Here is an 18,707-nt window from a genome sequence, read left to right as displayed (position 1 = left end):
TCCCCCTGCCGGACGGCACGGACGGGTTCCTCCGGCACCGTGTCGCACATGAAGTTGAGCCGCCCCGCGCGCCGGGCCTCCCTCGTCGTCCACGTGGCCGTCTCCGCGAGCTGGCTCGGGCTCACGCTCGGGCTGCTCGCCCTCGCGGTCACCGCCACCACGACGCGGTCGGCGGTGACCGCCGAGGCGTCCGTCCGCGCCATGCGGCTCTTCGCGGACCGGCTGCTGCTGCCGCTCGCGTTCCTGACCCTCCTCAGCGGTGTACTGCTGTCCGTGGGCACTTCCTGGGGACTGGCCCGGCACCGCTGGGTCCTCACGAAGTTCTGGCTGACCCTCGTCACGACCGCCGCCACGGCATTCGCGCTGCGCCCAGGGGTGAACTCCTCCCTCGCCGGCCTGACGGCGGGCGGACCGCCGCCCGGCCCCGGCGACCTCCTGCCCGGCCCGGTCGTGTCGCTGGGCGCCTACGTCTTCATGACGGCGATCTCGGTCCTCAAGCCCTGGGGCCTCACCCGGCGGGGAAGGAACCACCGGGCCGGCGCCGGAGCCCCGGCCGCCCCCGAAGGCCGGCCGGCCGGCGGGCGGACCGGTCGGGCGCGGGGCCGGTGAGGATCGTCCGGTCGGCGAGGAACCGGGTCCCGGCGTCCGTGATCATGGCCGGATCCTGTCCCCAGGCACCGCCGACGACGATCCTCGCGGACCGACGCAGACGGCCGCGGGCAGCACACCGGACCGGCACCGGCCGCCGGGGCGACGGCACCGTACCGGCCCCCGTGCCGTCAGACGGCTCCCAGGTCGGCGCAGACCCAGTGCTCGGGCCGCATGTAGACGAGGAAGTGCTCACCGAGCCGGGTCCGGTCGTACTCGACGAACGCGGCGACCTTCTCCTGCGGCAGGTAGCGCGCCGTCATCTCCCAGGAGTGCTCGTGGCTGTCCGGCGCCGTCCTGGTGACCGGTCCCTCGACCGACACGTAGCGCACGGTGGGCTCCGTACGCTGCACCATCAGGCTGAAGCGCCCCGCGGCACGGATCGCCCGCGCCTTGCGGGAATCGGTGCCGGTGCGCACCCACAGTTCGCCACCCGGCGTGTACTGGTACCAGATGGGAACCGTCAGCGGGGCGCGGTCCGGCCGTTCGACGACCGACAGCGCGCCGATGTGGGGCTCCGCCAGGAACTGCTCTCGTTCTTCGATGGAGAGTGTCACCCGGCCGACCCTAACCCCGGGCCGCTCGGCCCGGCCGTAGCGGATTCCGCCGAGTTCCGCGGGCCGGCCGCTTGCGGGGCGCCTGCTGAGCCTGCTAGCCGGCGTCGCGGTCCAGGACGCGGCGGGCCGCCTCGGCCTCCGCCGCCGGCGGGGACAGCTCGTCGAGCGTGTCCAGCTCGTCGTCCGCTTCGAGTTCCCGTTCCCAGGCCGCCGCCAGGGCTTCCTGCTCCGCGCGCGGCCGTGCGCCGACGGCCTCGCGGTGGCGGGGGTCCAACGCCGCCAGGAATCGTTCGACCGGGTCCGTGGACATGCGGTGCTCCTTGTCGCCACTGGGTGCCGCTCCGGCCCAGCATGGCCAACCCGGGGCGTGTCGGCAGCCCGACACGGCCCGGCGCCACCCTGATGGCCCTGCCGCGTGCCGTGGCCGCGCCGCGGGGCCCCGGCCGGCGGCAACCCGTGCGCGGACGCGGGCCGGTCAGGTGTGCCGGGCGTGCACCGGGTCGTGGGCGGCCTCGTCCGGGCACTTCCCGCGCGGGCGGCTCGACCGCCGGTCCCGCTGCCAGTCGAAGACAGCGAGCGCCAGGGAAGCCGCCATCCCGACGAGGGCGGCGCACAGCGCGGTGACGAGAGCGCCCCGGTAGTCGTGGCCGCGGCCGAGTACCAGGTAGAACAGGCCGGGCAGAGCGGCGGTGCCCAGCGTGGCACCCAGCCGCTGCCCCGTCTGCAGGGCGCCGCCCGCCGCGCCCGCCATCCGCACCGGTACGTCCCGCAAGGTCATCGTGATGTTGGGGGAGACCACGAAGCCACCGCCGACGCCCCCGAGGAACAGCACCGGGGCGGCGACCCAGGGAGCGACGTCCAGGGGCACGAAGCGGAGCAGCAGCGCGGTACCCCCCAGACCGACGAGCACGCCCGTCAGGCCGCACACGGTGAGCAGGCGGCCGAACCTCTCCACCAGCCGTCCGGACACCACGGCCGCGCTCGCCGAGCCGAGGGCGAACGGCGTCACGGCGAGACCGGACCGGAGCGGGGAGAAGCCGAGGCCGTGCTGGTAGAAGAGGGCGAACACCAGCCAGACCCCGCTGAAGCCGACGAAGTACAGCGTGCCGATGCCGGCGCCGACCGCGTAGCCCCGCACGGTGCTGAACAGCCGCGGGTCGAGCAGGGGCTGGGCGTGCCGGGCGACCAGACGGCGCTCCCAATGGACGAAGACGACGAGCACCGCCGCGCCCGCCGGGAACAGCCACCACAGCCGGCCGAGACCACCGGAGTCCGCCTGGACCAGCGGATACATGAGCGCGAGGACGCCCAGGCCGAGGAGCAGGACGCCGGGCACGTCCACCCGGCCCCGCCCGGAGCGCGGGGTGCGGGGCAGCAGGCGGCGGCCGAGGAGGACGGCGAGGATGCCGATGGGGACGTTGACGTAGAAGATCCACCGCCAGCCCTGGGCGCCCGAGGCGAGGGCGAGGACGACACCGCCGGTGATGGGGCCCGCGGCGGAGGAGATGCCGACGATGGCACCGAAGAAGCCGAAGGCCCGGCCGCGCTCGGCGCCGCGGAACATCTGCTGGATGAGCGCGGAGTTCTGCGGGGCCATGAAGCCGGCCGCCAGGCCCTGGGCGAGACGCGCCGCCACCAGCAGCGTGATGTCGGGGGCCGCTCCGCACGCCGCGCTGAAGAGCACGAAGCCGCCGAGGGCCAGCAGGAAGATACGGCGCCGGTCCAGCGCGTCGCCGAGACGGCCCGCGGTGACGAGGGCGAGGGCGAAGGTCAGGGCGTATCCGGAGACCACCCACTGCACCTGCGCCGGGGAGGCCCCCAGATCCCGTTGGACGGTGGGCAGGGCGACCGCCACGATCGTCACGTCGAGCAGGCTCATGAAGCCCGCCACCAAGGTGACCCACAGGGCGCGCCACCGGCGCGGATCAGGCTCGTACCCGGCCTCCTGGGCACCCGTGTCCCGACCGCCCGCCGCCGACGTCGACGCTGTCACCCGGGACTCCTCTCACCAGGGCCGCACTCGGTCCGACCAGGTTCCCGCGCCGGGCGCGGGCACACCTGTCCCGCTCGCTCACCCGGTCCCGGCCCCGCCCAGGACCAGTTCGCGGAACGACGGCACGACCGGGCGCAGGTCCGTCCGGTGCCAGGCCGCCCAGAGCCGTACGGACGCCTCGTGCCAGGGAAGTTCCCGTACGGTGATGTTCTCGCCGGCGCCTCGGAGCATGCTCTTCTGGATCAGCGCGAGGCCCAGTCCGGAGGCGACGAGCCCGAGCGCGGTCTGTGGCTCGGCGGCGTCCAGCCGCACGTCCGGCGTGAACCCGGACGCCGCGCAGGCGGCGATGAAGACGTCGCGCCAGGCCGGGTGCTGGGAGTCCGCCACGGCGATCCAGGGCTGCCCGTCGAGGTCGGCGGCGGTGATGACCTCCCGCGCGGCGAGCGGATGCCCGTGGGGGAGCGCGAGCATCAGCGGGTCCTCCAGCAGCAGCGCCGAGCACAGGTCGGCGTCGTCGTCGGCGGGCGGCTCGTGGACGAGCGCGATGTCCAGGCTGCGCTGCCGCAGACCCTCGAACTGCTCGGCGGGGCTCAGGGGGTACAGGGCGACGTGGATGCCGGGGCTGCGCTGCTGGAGGGCGCGCAGCGCGCCGGGCAGGATGCCGGTGTGCAGGGCGTGCGGGACGTACCCGATGCACAGTCCGCCCTCCTCGCCCCGGCCCAGCCGCCGGCCGAGGTTCTCCAGCCGCTCGGCGTGCCGCAGCAGCGCGCGGGCCTCGCTGAGGAAGACCCGGCCGTCCGCGGTGAGCCGGATCCGCTGCTGGCTGCGCTCGAAGAGCGTCAGACCGAGCTTCTGCTCCAGCTGGGCTATCTGCCGGCTGAGCGGCGACTGGGAGATGTGCAGGGCCTCCGCGGCCCGGCCGACGTGTTCGGCCTCGGCCACGGCGACGAAGTAGGTGAGCTGGCGCAGATCAAGCATGTAAGACCTCTGGGGACTGAAGTCTGTCCAACTATGTCTTGGACAGTCTCAACTCCTCGATCCTAGCCTCGGTGACACAAGGACGACGACCCGCCGGACACCCCGCGCGGCACTCGTCACCTCCCTCACCGAAGGACCCCCATGAGCATCAAGAACCTGCTTCCCGGACGTCTCGGCTTCGGCACGGCCCCGCTCGGCAACATGTTCCGCGCCATCCCCGACGAGGAGGCGGCGGCCACCGTCCAGGCCGCCTGGGACCACGGCATCCGCTACTTCGACACCGCCCCGTTCTACGGCGCGGGGCTCAGCGAGATCCGCCTGGGCGAGGTGCTGTCCGGCAAGCCCCGCGACGCCTACGTCCTGAGCACCAAGGTCGGCCGCGTCATCCTCGACGAGGCCGAGGACCCGGCCGCCCGCGACCTGGGCGAGAAGGGCGGACTGTTCGAGCACGGGCGCCCCAACAAGATGGTCAACGACTACACGGCCGACGCCACCCTGCGCTCCGTCGAGGACAGCCTCAAGCGCCTGCGGACGGACCGGCTCGACATCGTCTGGGTGCACGACGTCGCCCAGGACTTCTACGGCGACGAGTGGCTGGCCCGGTACGAGACGGCCCGCACCGGAGCCTTCCGGGTCCTGGACCGGCTGCGCGACGAAGGCGTCATCAAGGGCTGGGGCCTCGGCGTCAACCGGGTCGAACCCCTGGAGGTGACCCTCGACCTCGACGAGCCCCGGCCGGACGCGTTCCTCCTCGCCGGGCGCTACACCCTCCTCGACCACGAGCGCGCCCTCCAGCGGCTGCTGCCCGCCGCGGCCGCGCAGAACGTCGACATCGTCGTCGGCGGTCCCTACAGCTCGGGCATCCTCGCGGGCGGCACGCACTTCGAGTACCAGCAGGCCCCCGCCGAGATCGTCGCCAAGGTCGAGCGGATCAAGGAGCTCGCCGCCCGGCACGGTGTCGGCATCAAGGCCGCCGCGCTGCAGTTCTCCCTCGCCCACCCGGCGACCGCCGCGGTCATCCCCGGCGCCACCCGCCCGAGCCGCGTCGCCGAGGACGTCGCCGCGCTCAACGAGACGGTCCCGGCCGCGTTCTGGTCCGCGCTCCGCGAGGAGGGCCTGATCGCCGGGAACGCCCCGCTGCCCGCGTGACCCCCTCGAACCAGACCCGATCCACCCAGGAGAAACCCATGGCCACCACCACCGCGTCCCTCGACGTCCCCGTGCCCGCCGACCGGGTGTGGCAGCTCGTCGGCGGCTTCGGCTCGCTGCCCGAATGGCTGCCGTACATCCCCGGCAGCGACCTCGGCGAGGGCGGCCGGGTGCGCACCCTGACGAACGAGGAGGGCGGTGTCATCGTCGAACGGCTGGAGGCGTTCGACGACACGGCACGCACCTACACCTACTCCATCGTCCGGGCCCCGTTCCCGGTCACCGACTACCGGTCCACCCTCACCGTGCGCGAGACGCCCGACGGCGCCCGCGTCGAGTGGTCGGGCACCTTCACCCCCGCCGGTGTGCCGGACCAGGAGGCCGTCGACCTCTTCCAGGGCATCTACACCGACGGGCTGGCCGCCCTGCGCCGGACCCTCACCGGCTGACCGCGCGGGCGCCGCGCGCGGTGCGCGGCGCCCGGTCAGCCGGCCGCCGCGGACTCCACGCCGAGCCCCGTGAGGCAGGCGGTGAGGACGCGGGTCAGGCGGGGTTCCACCTCGACGACGGCGTGGCTCAGCCGGGGATCGCTCGCGTACAGCTCCCGCAGGCGCGGCCCCGGGCTGGCCATCTGCCACAGCGCTCCGGCCATGCCGGTCGCCGTGGCCACCGTGTCCACGGCCTGCGCCTCGGTCAGCCCCAGCAGCCGGTGCAGCTCGCCGCCGATCCGTTCGACCTCCCCGAGCGTCATCAGCTTGAAGGACCGCACCGACTCGATCGACACGTTCCGTTCCAGGTTCAGGGGCGCCTGGGCGAGCAGGTCGCAGAACAGGGGGCGCGCGGCGAGCGTGCCGGCGATGACCCGGGCGACCTCGGCGGGGGTGGCGTGCGGCCGGCCGGCGAGGTCGCCGCACAGGTCTGCGGACCACTGCCGCCACCCTTCCGCGGTCAGTGCGAGGAAGATCTGCTCTCTCGTCTCGAAGTAGCGCAGCAACGCCGATTTGTGCATGCCCACGGCCGCCGCGATGTCGGTGAGGGTCACGTCCCTCACGCCGTGCCGGTCGGCGAGCGTGCGGGCCGCGGCCAGGATCGCCTGTTCCCGGACCTGTTTGGCCTCGGGACTGCGCGCACGCTGAAAGGCAAGCTCACTCATGAGGGACATCATAGGAGCGGGTAGCGCACTGGCGTTGCGTAATGATGCGTGATCAGGGGAAGGGCGGTGCGGTGAACCCCGCGAGTCGTCGCCCGTCGCGTCCGTCCCGCCTCGCGTTTCCCCGGCCGGCCCACGGGAACCCGGCCGTGCCGACGAACGGATCGGAGGACGGCCATGACGGGACACACCGACGAGCCCGCCGACCGGTTCGCCCGGGCCCGCGACGAGGAGGAGCCCGGAGCGCACTCGGGCGGCGAGAGCCAGGCCCGCGACCGGACGGTTCCGGGCACGGCCAGTGCCAGGGAGGGCTACCAGTCCGGCGAGGGCACAGCGGCCGGTGAGCCGCTGCGAGGCGTGGGCGCCGAGGAGCGGACGGGGGAGCGCCGGGAGGAGGACGAGGAGACCGGTTCCGACCGGTAGACGGGCCTCGCGGCCTCATCCGGCCTCATCGGCTGGTCCGCCCACGGCGGCGGTCTCGTCGTGCTCCCCGCCGCCGCTCGCGCCGCCTGGGCCGGGACGGCGCACGACGAGGCTGCTCACCTCGAAGCTCATCTCGGTCGTGCCGGCCTCGGGCGGCGGGTGGTAGCGCCCGGCGCTCACCGAGAGGTTGACGATCAGGTAGGCGTGCCAGGCGCGGCCCACGCCCCGCCCGTCCGAGAACACCCGCCTGCCGTTCAGCCACCAGACCACCGAACGGCGCCCGAAATCGGTGCGCAGGTCCACCCATGCGCCCGGACCGACGGCGTCGTCGCGCACATAGCGCTCGGCGCCGCGCACATGGTTGGTCAGTTCCAGCAGGTCCGGATGGTCCGGGTGGTATTCGAAGACGTCGATCTCCTGGTCGCCGTCCCGCCAGGTCCAGATGGCCGGCCAGGCGCCGATCTCCCGGGGCAGCCGGACACGGGCCTCCAGCACGTCCCCCGTCCGGACCGTGAACCCCTCCTCGCTCCCCTCGGTGGTCAGCAGCCCCGTGTCCCATCTGCCGTCCGGCCGGGGCGTGGCCCGGAAGACGCCGGAGCGGCTGTGGTCCGCGCCGGTGACCAGGTAGTCCAGCTTGTCGTCGTCAGGATTGACCGGGCCGCCGTCCGGATAGGCCCACGAACGGCCCGCGACCCACTGCGTCGGCGAGGCGAAGTCCGCCGTGAACACGACGTCGGATCCGGCGGGGCGACGCGGAGCGGGCAGACGGCCGTCCGGTGCGTGTTCCTCCATGCCGGATGTCTCACCGGCGGTCGCCCGGTCATGCGCCCGGGCGCCGATCCGGTGCCGAGATTGCCCCTTCCGGGTGAACGGCGGGCGCCTGCGCGGCCTCGGCGCGTCTTCTCCGCGGTTCGATGTCACGTGGTCCGGGCCCCCCGGGTGCGTCGCCGGGGGCCCGTCAGCGGTCAGCGGGCGAGACGGTGCTTCCTGCTTCCCCGGCGCAAGCGCACCGCGCCGAGGACGATGTCGGCGGCGAGCACGACAGCGCCGATGACGAAGAGATAGAACAGGCCGTGGGTGACGAAGCCGATGATGCCCAGCACGACGGCCACGAGGACAAGGAACAGGAACAGACTCATCGGATCTCCCGCGTTCTGCGCGCCTCAACGGCGGGCCAGGCGTCGCTCACCGCCGGCGCCCGGTGTGTAGGTCAGCTCGTAGTGGGAGAAGACACCCGGCTCCTCGGCGGCCGGCAGCTCGCCGTCGGTGTCGATCGAGGGGGCCTTCTTGACCTGGTCCTTGCTGTGGGCGACCTTCAGGTAGCCGGGACCGACCGTCGCACCGGGGAGCGGTACGAACACCAGACGGCGACGGGTGGGCAGGCCCACGGTCACCGTGGCGAAGAAGGGCTGGTCGGTGGTCGTGTCCACGTAGATCGACTCCAGGACGCCGATCTTGTGCCCCTTGGAGTCGACGACGTCGCGCCCTCGCCACTCACGGATATCGGATGCCTCGAACATCAGAACCTCCTCTGCGGGGGTACCCACGATCGGGCCGGTGATGTGGCCGCGCCACCCGAATCCTCAGAAGGCGTACCGGATGCGCAGCCAGGGGGCGTGGGACGCGACGAGGTCCTTCAGGGTCCGGACGGCGTCCGCTTTGACGCGCGTGGCGTAGCGGACGTTCAGTGCGCCGTTCTGCGAGCGTTTGCCCTGTTGCAGCGCGGGCTGCCACAGCACCTCCTCGGCGCGGGGGTGCCATCCCAGGTTGACCTCGTGCAGCTCCCGGTTGTGCGTGAGCATGATCACTTCGGCGGCGGCCTGGCGTTTGACCCTGCCGGGCAGAGTGTCGTCGAGATGCCGCAGCAGTTCCGTCCAGGCTTCCTGCCAGCCGGGGCGCACCACCACGGGGGAGAGGTTGAAGTGGACCTCGTACCCCGCGTCCAGGAAGTCCGCCGCGGCGGCGATCCGGTCGCCGACCGGTGACGTCCGCAGGTCCAGCAGCCTGGAGTCCGCAGGGGGCATCAGCGAGAAGCGGATGCGCGTCCGGCCCCGCGGGTCCAGGGCCAGCAGGTCGGGGTTGACGAACTTGGTGGCGAACGACGCCTTGGCCGTCGGCCACTGGCGGAAGGCGCGGACGAGATCGGCGGTGTTGTCGCCGATGAGCGCGTCCACCGAACAGTCGCCGTTCTCCCCGATGTCGTAGACCCAGGCCGACGCGTCGCACTGGTTCGGTTCCCGTTTCCGGCCCTGCCGTGCGATGTGCCGTGCCAGGTGGGCGATGATGCCGTCGATGTTGGTGAAGACGGTGATGGGGTTGGCGTACCCCTTGCGCCGCGGCACGTAGCAGTAGGCGCAGGCCATCGCGCACCCGTTGGAGGCGCCGGGGGCGATCCAGTCGGCGGACCGGCCGTTGGGCCGCGTCGCCAGCGTCTTCTTCTCGCCCAGGACCAGCGTCTCCCCCTTCACCCGCACCCAGCGCTCGACGTTGCCCTCGTTGCCGTGCAGCCCGGGGATGCGCCAGTGGGAGTCCACCTCGATCACCTCGGCCTCGGGGAAGCGGGCGAGGATCTGACGGCCGCGTGCGGAGGCGGCGGCGGCCGGCTCGGCGAAGACGGTCCGCACCGGCAGCAGGCGGCGGGCCGCGGGGGAGTCACGGAAGCAGGTGCGGTGCTCCGGCGGGCGCCCGGCGCCCGTGCCGTGCTCGCCGGTCCCGCGTGTGCCGGGCGCGGTGGTCTCCAGCGCGTCGAGGCCGAACAGGGCGTCGGGGCCGTCGTCCGGTCCGGCGGAGGGGTACCGCATCTCTGCTCCGCTCGGGAAGGTGCCGTAGTGGGGGTCTCCTCTCCACTGTAGGCACGTGACGCGGCGGTGATTCCGCGCGCCCGGCCGGGCCGGCGGGGGCCGGCGCCGGGGGGGGGCTCAGTCGTCCAGGGGGTCGTGGCCCCAGTTCATCAGCGAGTGGCGCCATCGTGTGTCGCGCACGTCTCCGGACGGGCGCTGCGCGAGGTGGCGGCGGATGTACCCGGTCACCTTGCGCATGTGCGCGTAGTCCGCGTCCGACAGGTCGCCCTTGTTCTTGCGGAGGATGTCCACGATGGCGCGACCGGAGGCGTGGCCGGTGGACTCGCCCCCGTCCTTGTGCTGTCCGGCGGCCCGGGATTCGTCGGTGGCCAGCCACTTCTCCAGTGCGGAGGGTGTCATGTTCACCAGTTCGCGGAAGCTGTCGCGGATCTCCCGGTGCTGCTCCTCGCCCGGCACCGGGCCTACTTCTTCCGCTTGAGCGCGGACGGCTTGTGCACGGCCGTACGGCCGGACTTGTCGCTGCGCACCTCGTACTGCGGGTCGTCGGGCGAGGCGTCCACGGTGCGTCCCGACGCCTCGGTGCGCTCGGTGATCTTCTTCTCCACGGTGCCCTCGGTCTCGCTCCCGTGACTGCGCCAGGCCACCTTGTCGCCTTTGGAAGGTTCCTTCTCGCCTGATGTGCGCTTCGCCTTGGCCATGGTCGTACTCCCTGGAGACAAAGGTTCCGGCGTGCGGGTGGATCGCGATGTGTCCTTCCACCACCTTGCCTGGAGAGGGCGCGGTCCGCACCTGTGGTGCTGGCCGGCCCTCTCCGCGCGCCGGGGAGGTCAGGAGAGCTTGTCGACCGCCGTCCGGGTGGTGGCCTTGAACGCCTTGACCGGGGCGTCGCGGAACGAGCCCATCTGGGACCACTTCACGACCGTCACCGTCCTGCCCTCGCGGCCGACCGAGAACAGGGCGATGTCGGAGGCGCCCCACGTCGCGGTGGTGTGGATGCCGTAGACGTGGGCGCCCGCCGCCACCTTGACCTTGCCGTAGTACTTCTTCGCAGCCGTGATGTCCGGGGACTGCGACCGGAGCTTCTTCGCGCAGCCCGCGAGGTCCTCGCGCAGCAGGGCCGCGAAGTCGGCGGCGCGCCGTGCGTCGCGCTCCACCACGGTGACCTGGAGGGCGTTGGTGTCCAGGTCCGTCCAGTAGGCGCGGTGCGCGGAGACCGAGGGCAGGGCCTCGCCGACGCAGATCGGCAGCGGGTCCGGCCGGCCGGCGGTGACCGGGCCGGCGTACCAGGGCGACGACGGGTGGGGCGGCAGGTCCGCCGGGTCGAGGAAGGCGGGTGCGTCGGCGGTGCGGGCGGCAGCCGTCGCCGGGACCGCCGCCAAGGCGAGGGCGGTGCCGGTGGCCAGGGCCGTCAGGGCGTTGCGGATGGCCCGCGTCCGGATCGTCATGGTGTCCCCCTGTGCGGTGTGATGCGCTCGATGCCGGTGAGGGCGGATTCCTCCCGGCCGTCATGTGGAGTACGACCCGCCCCGGACGCGGTTCGTTGTGCCCCGAATGGCACGGAACTGTCACAGACGTCACCGGCCGGTCGTCACGTCCGGCTCGCACCCGGGCCCGGCCGCACGGGGGGCTCCGCTCGCCGCGGGCCGCCCGAGCGGGGCTGGGTGGCACCCGGTCCCCGGTTCGGCCGGGGCGGGCGGGCAGTGCCCGAGGGCCGCGGCGGCTTCGAGCCGAGCGCGTGCGGCGCCCGGAGGGCAGTGGCCGCCCGGCCCGGAGGCGAGGCGTTCCGGCTGCCGGTTCGGCAGGAGCCGGCGCGGATCGGGAAAGCCCCGCGGATCGCGGCCGGCCGCGCCGAGCGGCACGAGGACGACGGTGCCGGGCGGCACGGGCGCGCCCGCGACGTCGGCGTCCACCACAGCGGTACGGGGCCCCGGTTGAACGGGCGGGCCGAGGCGAAGCCGCCGCCGGCACCTGTTCCGCGGGGCCCCCGCGAGCGGTTTGTTAGGCTCGCCCTGCCTCCCGTGGGGGAAGTCCGGTGAGAGTCCGGCGCTGACCCGCAACGGTGTGCGCGGGGACCCTGTGGTCCTCGCGCGAGCCCGATCGCCTGCGGAGGGGTCAGCGACCCGTTTGACTGCTCGCCGAGGACTGCGAGAGGGGGCCGCGCGGCCGGCACGGCCGTACGGGCTGTCCCTGTTCGACGTTCCGCGGCGGCCCGTGCGAAGGACGGCCCCACCGTGCGTCGAAGAACGGCACCCCGCCGGATACCCGCGCTGCCGCTCGGCCTGGGGCTGGCGGCGCTGCTGCTGCTCTCGCTCCTGTGCGGTGTCGCGCTCGGCGCCGCCGGAATCGGCTGGGCCGACGTGCTCCGCTTCCTGTGGGCCGGGCTCACCGGCGGCACCGTGCACGCGCACGACGCGGCCCCCTACACCATCGTCTGGGAGATCCGGCTGCCCCGGGTCCTGCTCGCCGCCGTCGTCGGGGCGGGGCTCGCGGCCGTCGGCGTGGCCGTGCAGGCCATGGTCCGCAACGCGCTGGCCGACCCGTTCGTCCTCGGCATCTCCTCCGGCGCGGCGGTGGGCGCCAACGCCGTCATCCTGCTCGGCGCGCTGGCGGGACTCGGGGTGTGGGCGCTGTCGGTGTCGGCGTTCGCCTCCGCGCTCGCGGCCATGGCCCTCGTCTACGCCGTCGCCCGCTCGCCGCACGGACTGACCCCGCTGCGGCTGATCCTGACGGGCACCGCGCTGGCGTACGGTTTCGAGGCCGTCACCACGGTCATGGTGTTCGGCGCGGCCCGGGGCGAGGCGGCCCGCTCGGCGATGATGTGGCTGCTGGGCAGCCTCGGCGGCGCCACCTGGGCGCAGGTGCCGCTCGCCGCGGTGACCGTGGCCGCCGGATGGGCGTGGCTGCGCCGGCGGGCCGAGGCGCTGAACGCGCTCGCCATGGGGGACGAGACCGCGGCCTCCCTCGGTGTCCCACCGCCCCGGCTGCGGCGGGAGCTGTTCCTGGTGACCGCGGCCGTCACGGGAACCGTCGTCGCGGTCAGCGGGGCCATCGGCTTCGTCGGGCTGATGGTGCCGCACGTCGTGCGCATGCTGGTCGGTGCCGACCACCGCCGGGTGCTGGCGGTCGCCCCGCTCGCGGGAGCGGTGCTGCTGGTGTGGGCGGACGTGCTGTCCCGGCTGCTGCTGGCCCCGGCCGAACTGCCGGTCGGTGTCATCACCGCGGTGGTCGGTGTCCCCGCGTTCCTGCTGCTGATGCGGCGGGGCGGCTACGCGTTCGGGGGGCGCTGAGCGTGCGGCTCGACATCGAGGACGTCACGATCGAGGCGGCCGGAACCCGCCTGGTCGAGCACATCGACCTCACCGTGGGCAGCGGGACGTTCGCCGGACTCGTCGGCCCCAACGGCAGCGGCAAGTCGACTCTCTTGCGCAGCGTGTACCGGGCGCTGCGGCCGGCCGCCGGGGCGGTGCGGCTGGACGGTGACGACCTGCACGCCATGGACCCGCAGGCCGCCGCCCGGTCGCTCGCCGCACTGCCCCAGGAGTCGTCGGCCGAGTTCGACTTCACCGTGGCCGAGGTGGTCGGCATGGGCCGGCTGCCGCACCGCGGCCGTACGGCCGGCGCGGACCGCGAGATCTGCGCGCGGGCGATGGACCGCACGGGCGTCACCCACCTGGCCGGCCGGGGGTTCCCCGGCCTGTCCGGGGGTGAGAAGCAGCGGGTCCTCATCGCCCGCGCGCTGGCACAGCAGCCCCGGGTGCTCGTCCTCGACGAACCCACCAACCACCTCGACATCGCCCACCAGTTGGACGTGCTGTCCCTGGTCAGGGAGAGCGGCCTGACCGTCCTGGCCGCGCTGCACGACCTGAACCTCGCCGCCGCGCACTGCGACGTCCTGTACGTCATCGACAAGGGCCGCATCGTCGCCGCCGGACCACCGCTCGACGTCCTGCGACCCGCCCTGCTCGCCGAGGTGTTCGGCATCCGCGCGCACCCGGTACGGCACCCCGTGAGCGGCGCCGTCCAGCTCCTGTTCGACCGGCTTCCGCCCACCACCTGAAGGATCGCCATGCGCACGCTGCTCGCCGCCGCCCTCTGTCTCGCCGCGACCGCCACCGGCTGCGGCGCCACCGTCAGGTCCGCCGAGGACGCGCGGTCCCCCGCGGTCACGCTCACCAACTGCGGCCGTGAGGTGACCTACGACAAGGTCCCCGAACGCGTCGTCACCAACGACGTCGGCATCACCGAGCTGATGTTCGCGCTCGGCCTGGAGGACCGCATGGCCGGCTTCGCCATGCCCGACGACAGGGGCGACCTGAGCCGTGTGCCGTGGAAGGACGGATACGACAAGGTGCCCTGGCTGTCCAAGGACCAGCTCACCAAGGAGAACGTCCTGGACGCCCGCGCCGACCTCGTCGTCGCCGGCTGGAACTACGGCTTCCGCGAGGACGGCGGCTTCACCCCCGACGCCCTGGACAAGCTCGGCATCCCCTCGTACGTGCTCACCGAGTCCTGCCGCAACGGCCGTACGAAGACCTCGCGGGGGATCATGCCGCCCCTGGACGCCCTGTACACCGACCTCACCAACCTCGGCGCTCTGTTCGGCGTCGAGAAGCGGGCCCGAGCCCTGGTCGACGGCTTCAGGGAACAGGTCGCCGGCGTACGGGCGAAGGCTCCCCGGGGCGCCGGCCGCCCCTCGGTCTTCCTCTACGACAGCGGCCGGGACACCCCCTTCACCTCCGGCCGCTACGCCGCCCCGGAACAGATCATCACCGAGGCCGGCGGCGTCAACGTCATGCACGACGTGGCGGACTCCTGGACCACGGCCGGCTGGGAGACCGTCGTCGAGCGCGACCCCGACGTCATCGTCATCTGCGACTACGGCGACGTCAGCGCCGAGCGGAAGAAGCGGTTCCTGCTCTCCTACGCCCCGCTGCGCGACGTCTCCGCCGTCAGGCACCGGCGGATCGTCGCCCTCGACTACGCCGACCTGGTGGAGAGCCCCCGCAACCCGTCGGCCGTCGCCCGGCTCGGCGCCTACCTGCGGACGGTGGCGGAACAGGGGTGACCGGCGCGGTCCGGTGCGGTGAGCCGTACGACGGCGGTACGGACCGCGGCATCCCGAGCCGCGGTCCGTACCGGGTGAGCCGGCGGGGCTGTGTGGGGATCAGCCGCCGCGGTTCACCTTCGCCAGGGCCTTGGCCAGGCCGTTGGCCCACAGCTGGTTCACCCGGGAGCGCTCGGTGGCGTTCGGGTACCGGTTGGTGCAGGACGGGCCGGGGCCGCCGCCCGACATCAACTCGCTGCACGGTCCGCTGTAGTGGTCGGGCAGGCCCAGCACGTGGCCGGTCTCGTGGGCGGTGACGCGGACGGAGTCGTACTGCTGGTTCTGCGCGTAGTCCAGGAAGATGTAGCCGCGGCCGTGGCCGTTGGTGGAGGCGTAGGAACCGCGCGAGTCGTTGCCCTCGTAGTAGGTGAAGTCACCGGTGCCCGAAGTCGCCTGGAGCTTGACGTTCGACACGGAGCTGTTCCAGATGGAGGCGGCGCTCGATATCTGGGAGCGGAAGCTCGGGGCCTGGGAGGCGTTGTAGTAGACGGTCACCACCTTCAGCGAGGGCTGGTCGGCCTGCCGCTCGGCGACCGACTTCAGCACCGCGTCGAAGAACGCCTTGCTGCCGGCGCCGTCGGCCGTGCCCACGTACCCGGCGGTGGCGGTGCGGGCCGGTGCCTGGGCGGCGCTGTGGGCGCTCGCCGGGCTCGCGGTACCCAGTGCGGCGGAGGCCAGACCCAGACCGAGGGCCAGGGTCAGGAGTCTTCTGGTCTGCTGCGAGCCGGTGCTGCTGCGGAACGACGCCATGGGGGGCTCCTTCTCGTCCTGTGGGGTGGAACGATCGGTTGCCTGTGAGTCTCGGGCAGACCAACGGGGCGCGGGATGATGGCAGTCGGGGATAGCCCGGGGCTATCGCGGGCCGACTCGTCCCTGTTCGTTGGCACTTGAACATCTGGTGCCGTGCCGTGCGCCGCCTTACGCTCCCCCCATGGAGCTGGAGGTGAGGCACCTGCGCGTCCTGTGCGCCATCGCCGATACCGGCAGTCTGCACAAAGCCGCACGTCAACTCGGCCTGGCGCAACCCTCGTTGAGCACACAGCTGCGGCGCATCGAGCGCGCCCTCGGTGCTCAGCTCTTCGTACGCACCCGGACCGGCTGCCGTCCCACCCCGCTGGGGCTCGCCGTGCTGAGCCGGGCCAGGCCCCTGGTCGCGGAGTTCGCGGCGATCGTCACCGAGACCAGGGCGGCGGCCGCCCGCGCCGCCGGCGGGTTCCGGCTGCGCATCGGCGCCACCGCCAGCCGGGCCATCCCGGGCTGGTTACGTCTGCTCAGGGCACGCGGTCCCGGCTCTCGCCCGACACTCCAGATGAACGTGTCCGCCAACGCCCTGCTGGCCATGGTCGCCGCCGGCCGGCTCGACATGGCGTTCGTGCACGAGGTCGAGGGCAGCCCGCTGCGCATTCCGCCCGGCCTGAGCCTGCGGGTGCTCGTCGAGCGCGAACCGCAGTTCGTCACGCTCGCCGCGGACCATCCCGCCGCCTCGCAGCCGGAGGTGGGCCTCGCCGATCTGGCCGGCGACCGCTGGATGGTCGACTCCACGGTCGACGGCGAGTGGGACGGCCTGAGCCGGGTCCTGCGCGCCGCGGGCCTGAACCCCGAGATGCTGCACGGCGACTACCTCACCGCGTACTCACTGGCCGCCACCGGCGAGGTCGTCACGATCAGCCAGCCGACCGCCCATCCCCGCCCCGACCTCGCGATCCGCCCGCTGAAGGGCGACCCGATAGGGGTACGGCTGCTGCTGGCGGCCCGCACCGAGGAGGAACTGGACGAGGCCTACCCGGAGTTGGAGGAGGCGTACTGGACCGTGGCCCGGGAGGCGCCGGCCTACCGGGAGTGGCTGAGGCGTGCCGACCCGTGCGGCGCCCGTGCGGGCCGTGCCACGCGCACCCGGTGGGCCACCGCCGCGGGAACCGCCGACACGCTGACGTGCATCGGTCCCGGCCGTTGCCCGGCACCGGGTCGGTGAGCGCGGCGTCGCGGGGCCGGTCCCATGCCGTGGACGGCACCCGGTCACGCGTCCGGCAGCATTGGCCAGACCTCGGAGAAGGCCAGGCCGTGGGCACGGGTGACGGTTCCGCACGGGCAGCCCAGCGTGATCGGGGACCAGTCGCAGGTCACCGTCCACGGCCCGGTCGTACCCCGCACCCCGGGCAGTGCGCCGTCCGGGCCGTCCACACGCCGGGCGCGGGGCGGTCGTGCCGCCGGAGGCGGCCCTCGTACCGCACCTGCCGGGGCCCGCCCGGCGGCGTGAGCGGGCCGGGACCCGGCGGGCCCGGCGCGGCCAGGGGCCGGACGTCGCGGTCAGACCGGGAAAGAGGGCCTCATCCGCCTCGGTCGGCGGCCCGCCGCGCCGTCCGGCGCGCCCGGCCCGGCCGCGTACCTCGGGGCCGCCGCCGCGACCGGCGGGTCCGGAACGCCGTGCCAGGGCAGCGGAGCCCGCGCGTCGGCCGCGAGGAGAGCGGCGCGGCCGACGGGCTGACGGCGCCCGCGTGGAGGCGGTACAGGACGGTGCGCGGGACGCGCTGGTGCCGCCGGTCCCGGTCCACGGCCCGTGCCCGCGCCGCCGCGGTCCGCCGGACCGGCGGCGCAGCGGTGAGCCGGTCCGGTACGGCCGCCGCCTCGGCGTCCGCGGGGGGGTGGGACGTCACCGTCCGGCGACCACGAGCCCACGAGCCGCAGCGCTCGCGCCGACTCCCGCGCCACGGCACGCACCGGCGGCGACCCGCTGCCGCAGCCGCCGGCCTGTCCGTCGTGACACCCGGTCTCCCCGCCGGCAACCGCCGCTGCCGCGGGAGGACTTCTAAGGTGATCGAGTGACAGCATTCAACATCCTTGACGACCGCAGCGCCTGGCAGAAGGACTTCGAGCAGCGGCTCCACGCCCCGTACACGGCGGCCGGTTTCAGCCTGGCCGCGGCCGAGCGTCTGGTGGAGTACCTCCGCGTCCGCATCGGCGACTGGACCGTCGCCGAGATCACGGACGCCGGGACCCGGGTGGGACACGTGGCCGTGGACGTGGCCGACGAGCACGGCGTCCTCGTGGGCCACATCCAGGATCTCCGTGTCGACGCCGACCACACCGGCCGCGGGTACGAGCAGGCGGCACGGGACTGGGCCGAGGCGTGGTGCGCGGAGCGTGGCGCGCGCCGGCTGGGCATACGGCTCACCGGGCCCGCCGGTGACCTGTTCGGCGGCTACGGCGTCCGGGGCCAGCTCAGGGCACGGAGCATCGGCCCGGCGCCCGAGCCGCTGCACGGGGTCACCGCGCGGCCGATGACCCCGGCCGAATACTCCGCCTGGCTGGCCTCGGAGAAGGCCGCCTACGTCGCCGACATCGTCCGGTCGGGGGCCATGAGCCCCGAGGAGGCCGGGCGCAAGGCCGACCGGGACTTCGGGAACCTGCTGCCCCAGGGTCTCGATACGCCCGACAACAGCGTCCTGGTGCTCGAAGCGTCCGGCGAGCCGATCGGCAGCGGCTGGTTGAAGCACGGACACCTGCCGGGGGTGACGTACGGCTACTCGCTGCACGTCGGGGAGCGGCACCGCGGCAAGGGGTACGGGCGGGCCGCGATGGCGGCCGGCGAACAGGTCGCGCTCGCGGCCTGTGACTCGATGCTGATGTTCACCGTGTGGGGCGGCAACGAGGTGGCCATGAACCTGTACACGAGCGCCGGGTACCAGGTCGTGGAGGAATTCCGCACCCACGACCTGCCCCGGAGTGTGGCCTGACCCATGCGGCGGGGCCCCGTCTCTCGTCCCGGTTCGCGGACGAGGGCCGGGGCCTGGGTCCGTCCTGCTGCTACTAAATTAGTAATTAATATTGACAGGGTTTCGGCCACGGGCCACAGTCTTCGCCGTGACGCCGGTCTCCCGCAGGGACGCTTCCGGCTCACGTCTTC

At 73.5% G+C, this 18,707-nt stretch carries 23 protein-coding genes; 9 read left to right on the top strand and 14 right to left on the bottom strand.

The window, feature by feature from the left end; all coding sequences use genetic code 11:
• Positions 1–48: 48 nt before the first annotated feature.
• Positions 49–609 (top strand): DUF2269 domain-containing protein, encoded by a 561-nt coding sequence (locus tag LG395_RS15230; RefSeq protein WP_225810051.1) that lies wholly within the window; start codon positions 49–51, stop codon positions 607–609.
• 170 nt (positions 610–779) lie between these two features.
• Here the strand turns inward: LG395_RS15230 and LG395_RS15225 are convergent, their stop codons facing one another.
• The 4 genes from LG395_RS15225 to LG395_RS15210 form a co-directional block, all read right to left on the bottom strand.
• Positions 780–1,205: a pyridoxamine 5'-phosphate oxidase family protein gene (locus LG395_RS15225; protein ID WP_171150255.1), complete on the bottom strand. Its 426-nt coding sequence runs from the start codon at positions 1,203–1,205 to the stop codon at positions 780–782.
• Between the two features lie 94 nt (positions 1,206–1,299).
• Positions 1,300–1,515, bottom strand: coding sequence for a hypothetical protein (locus LG395_RS15220; RefSeq protein ID WP_225810050.1), 216 nt, complete (start codon positions 1,513–1,515; stop codon positions 1,300–1,302).
• A 165-nt stretch (positions 1,516–1,680) separates the two neighbouring features.
• A complete protein-coding gene (locus LG395_RS15215) occupies positions 1,681–3,198 on the bottom strand; it encodes an MFS transporter (protein WP_225810049.1) in 1,518 nt (505 codons plus the stop codon).
• A gap of 78 nt (positions 3,199–3,276) precedes the next feature.
• Positions 3,277–4,176, bottom strand: a complete 900-nt coding sequence (locus tag LG395_RS15210; RefSeq protein ID WP_171150252.1) for a LysR substrate-binding domain-containing protein — start codon at positions 4,174–4,176, stop codon at positions 3,277–3,279.
• Positions 4,177–4,317: 141 nt separating this feature from the next.
• Here LG395_RS15210 and LG395_RS15205 point away from each other — a divergent pair, with 141 nt between their 5' ends.
• Positions 4,318–5,325 (top strand): aldo/keto reductase, encoded by a 1,008-nt coding sequence (locus LG395_RS15205; protein ID WP_225810048.1) that lies wholly within the window; start codon positions 4,318–4,320, stop codon positions 5,323–5,325.
• Positions 5,326–5,363: 38 nt separating this feature from the next.
• Positions 5,364–5,774 (top strand): SRPBCC family protein, encoded by a 411-nt coding sequence (locus LG395_RS15200; protein WP_225810047.1) that lies wholly within the window; start codon positions 5,364–5,366, stop codon positions 5,772–5,774.
• Positions 5,775–5,809: 35 nt separating this feature from the next.
• Here LG395_RS15200 and LG395_RS15195 read toward each other — a convergent pair whose 3' ends face one another.
• Complete coding sequence (locus LG395_RS15195) at positions 5,810–6,478, bottom strand: TetR/AcrR family transcriptional regulator (RefSeq protein WP_225810045.1); 669 nt, start codon at positions 6,476–6,478, stop codon at positions 5,810–5,812.
• Positions 6,479–6,652: 174 nt separating this feature from the next.
• Here LG395_RS15195 and LG395_RS15190 point away from each other — a divergent pair, with 174 nt between their 5' ends.
• Entirely contained in the window at positions 6,653–6,898 is a 246-nt protein-coding gene (locus LG395_RS15190) for a hypothetical protein (RefSeq protein WP_225810043.1), read from the top strand.
• Between the two features lie 15 nt (positions 6,899–6,913).
• Here the strand turns inward: LG395_RS15190 and LG395_RS15185 are convergent, their stop codons facing one another.
• The 8 genes from LG395_RS15185 to LG395_RS41670 form a co-directional block, all read right to left on the bottom strand.
• Positions 6,914–7,690: a LamG domain-containing protein gene (locus LG395_RS15185; protein ID WP_225810041.1), complete on the bottom strand. Its 777-nt coding sequence runs from the start codon at positions 7,688–7,690 to the stop codon at positions 6,914–6,916.
• 173 nt (positions 7,691–7,863) lie between these two features.
• Positions 7,864–8,037: a hypothetical protein gene (locus LG395_RS15180; RefSeq protein ID WP_171150246.1), complete on the bottom strand. Its 174-nt coding sequence runs from the start codon at positions 8,035–8,037 to the stop codon at positions 7,864–7,866.
• Between the two features lie 24 nt (positions 8,038–8,061).
• Complete coding sequence (locus LG395_RS15175) at positions 8,062–8,418, bottom strand: PRC-barrel domain-containing protein (protein WP_225810039.1); 357 nt, start codon at positions 8,416–8,418, stop codon at positions 8,062–8,064.
• Between the two features lie 63 nt (positions 8,419–8,481).
• Positions 8,482–9,699, bottom strand: a complete 1,218-nt coding sequence (locus tag LG395_RS15170; protein WP_225810037.1) for a spore photoproduct lyase family protein — start codon at positions 9,697–9,699, stop codon at positions 8,482–8,484.
• A 117-nt stretch (positions 9,700–9,816) separates the two neighbouring features.
• The gene (locus tag LG395_RS15165) at positions 9,817–10,155 is read right to left on the bottom strand and encodes a DUF3140 domain-containing protein (RefSeq protein ID WP_225810035.1); all 339 of its coding nucleotides are present in this window, start codon (positions 10,153–10,155) and stop codon (positions 9,817–9,819) included.
• 5 nt (positions 10,156–10,160) lie between these two features.
• Positions 10,161–10,397 (bottom strand): hypervirulence associated TUDOR domain-containing protein, encoded by a 237-nt coding sequence (locus LG395_RS15160; RefSeq protein ID WP_225810033.1) that lies wholly within the window; start codon positions 10,395–10,397, stop codon positions 10,161–10,163.
• A gap of 129 nt (positions 10,398–10,526) precedes the next feature.
• Positions 10,527–11,144 (bottom strand): hypothetical protein, encoded by a 618-nt coding sequence (locus LG395_RS15155; protein ID WP_225810031.1) that lies wholly within the window; start codon positions 11,142–11,144, stop codon positions 10,527–10,529.
• 129 nt (positions 11,145–11,273) lie between these two features.
• The gene (locus tag LG395_RS41670; RefSeq protein ID WP_225810029.1) at positions 11,274–11,756 is read right to left on the bottom strand and encodes a cytochrome P450; all 483 of its coding nucleotides are present in this window, start codon (positions 11,754–11,756) and stop codon (positions 11,274–11,276) included.
• A 174-nt stretch (positions 11,757–11,930) separates the two neighbouring features.
• Here LG395_RS41670 and LG395_RS15145 point away from each other — a divergent pair, with 174 nt between their 5' ends.
• From LG395_RS15145 to LG395_RS15135, 3 genes are read left to right on the top strand one after another with little or no spacing between them, the layout of a single operon-like run.
• The gene (locus tag LG395_RS15145; RefSeq protein WP_225810027.1) at positions 11,931–12,986 is read left to right on the top strand and encodes a FecCD family ABC transporter permease; all 1,056 of its coding nucleotides are present in this window, start codon (positions 11,931–11,933) and stop codon (positions 12,984–12,986) included.
• A gap of 2 nt (positions 12,987–12,988) precedes the next feature.
• A complete protein-coding gene (locus LG395_RS15140; protein ID WP_225810024.1) occupies positions 12,989–13,756 on the top strand; it encodes an ABC transporter ATP-binding protein in 768 nt (255 codons plus the stop codon).
• A gap of 9 nt (positions 13,757–13,765) precedes the next feature.
• On the top strand, positions 13,766–14,764 hold the full coding sequence (locus tag LG395_RS15135; protein ID WP_225810022.1) for an ABC transporter substrate-binding protein: 999 nt from the start codon (positions 13,766–13,768) through the stop codon (positions 14,762–14,764).
• Positions 14,765–14,863: 99 nt separating this feature from the next.
• Here the strand turns inward: LG395_RS15135 and snpA are convergent, their stop codons facing one another.
• Positions 14,864–15,553 carry a snapalysin gene (gene snpA / locus LG395_RS15130; protein WP_225810020.1) on the bottom strand — a complete coding sequence of 230 codons (690 nt, stop codon included), beginning with the start codon at positions 15,551–15,553 and terminating at the stop codon, positions 14,864–14,866.
• Positions 15,554–15,734: 181 nt separating this feature from the next.
• On the opposite strand from snpA, the gene LG395_RS15125 reads away from it, so the two are divergent.
• Positions 15,735–16,775 (top strand): LysR family transcriptional regulator, encoded by a 1,041-nt coding sequence (locus tag LG395_RS15125; RefSeq protein ID WP_225810018.1) that lies wholly within the window; start codon positions 15,735–15,737, stop codon positions 16,773–16,775.
• A gap of 847 nt (positions 16,776–17,622) precedes the next feature.
• A complete protein-coding gene (locus tag LG395_RS41440; protein WP_225810016.1) occupies positions 17,623–18,537 on the top strand; it encodes a GNAT family N-acetyltransferase in 915 nt (304 codons plus the stop codon).
• Positions 18,538–18,707 lie beyond the last annotated feature (170 nt).

Origin of the sequence: Streptomyces spinosus, assembly GCF_020400655.1 — a bacterium.
Taxonomy (GTDB): Bacteria; Actinomycetota; Actinomycetes; order Streptomycetales; family Streptomycetaceae; genus Streptomyces; species Streptomyces argyrophylli.
The sequence above is the reverse complement of the archived record's forward strand: the minus strand, read 5'-3'. Positions and strand labels throughout refer to the sequence as shown.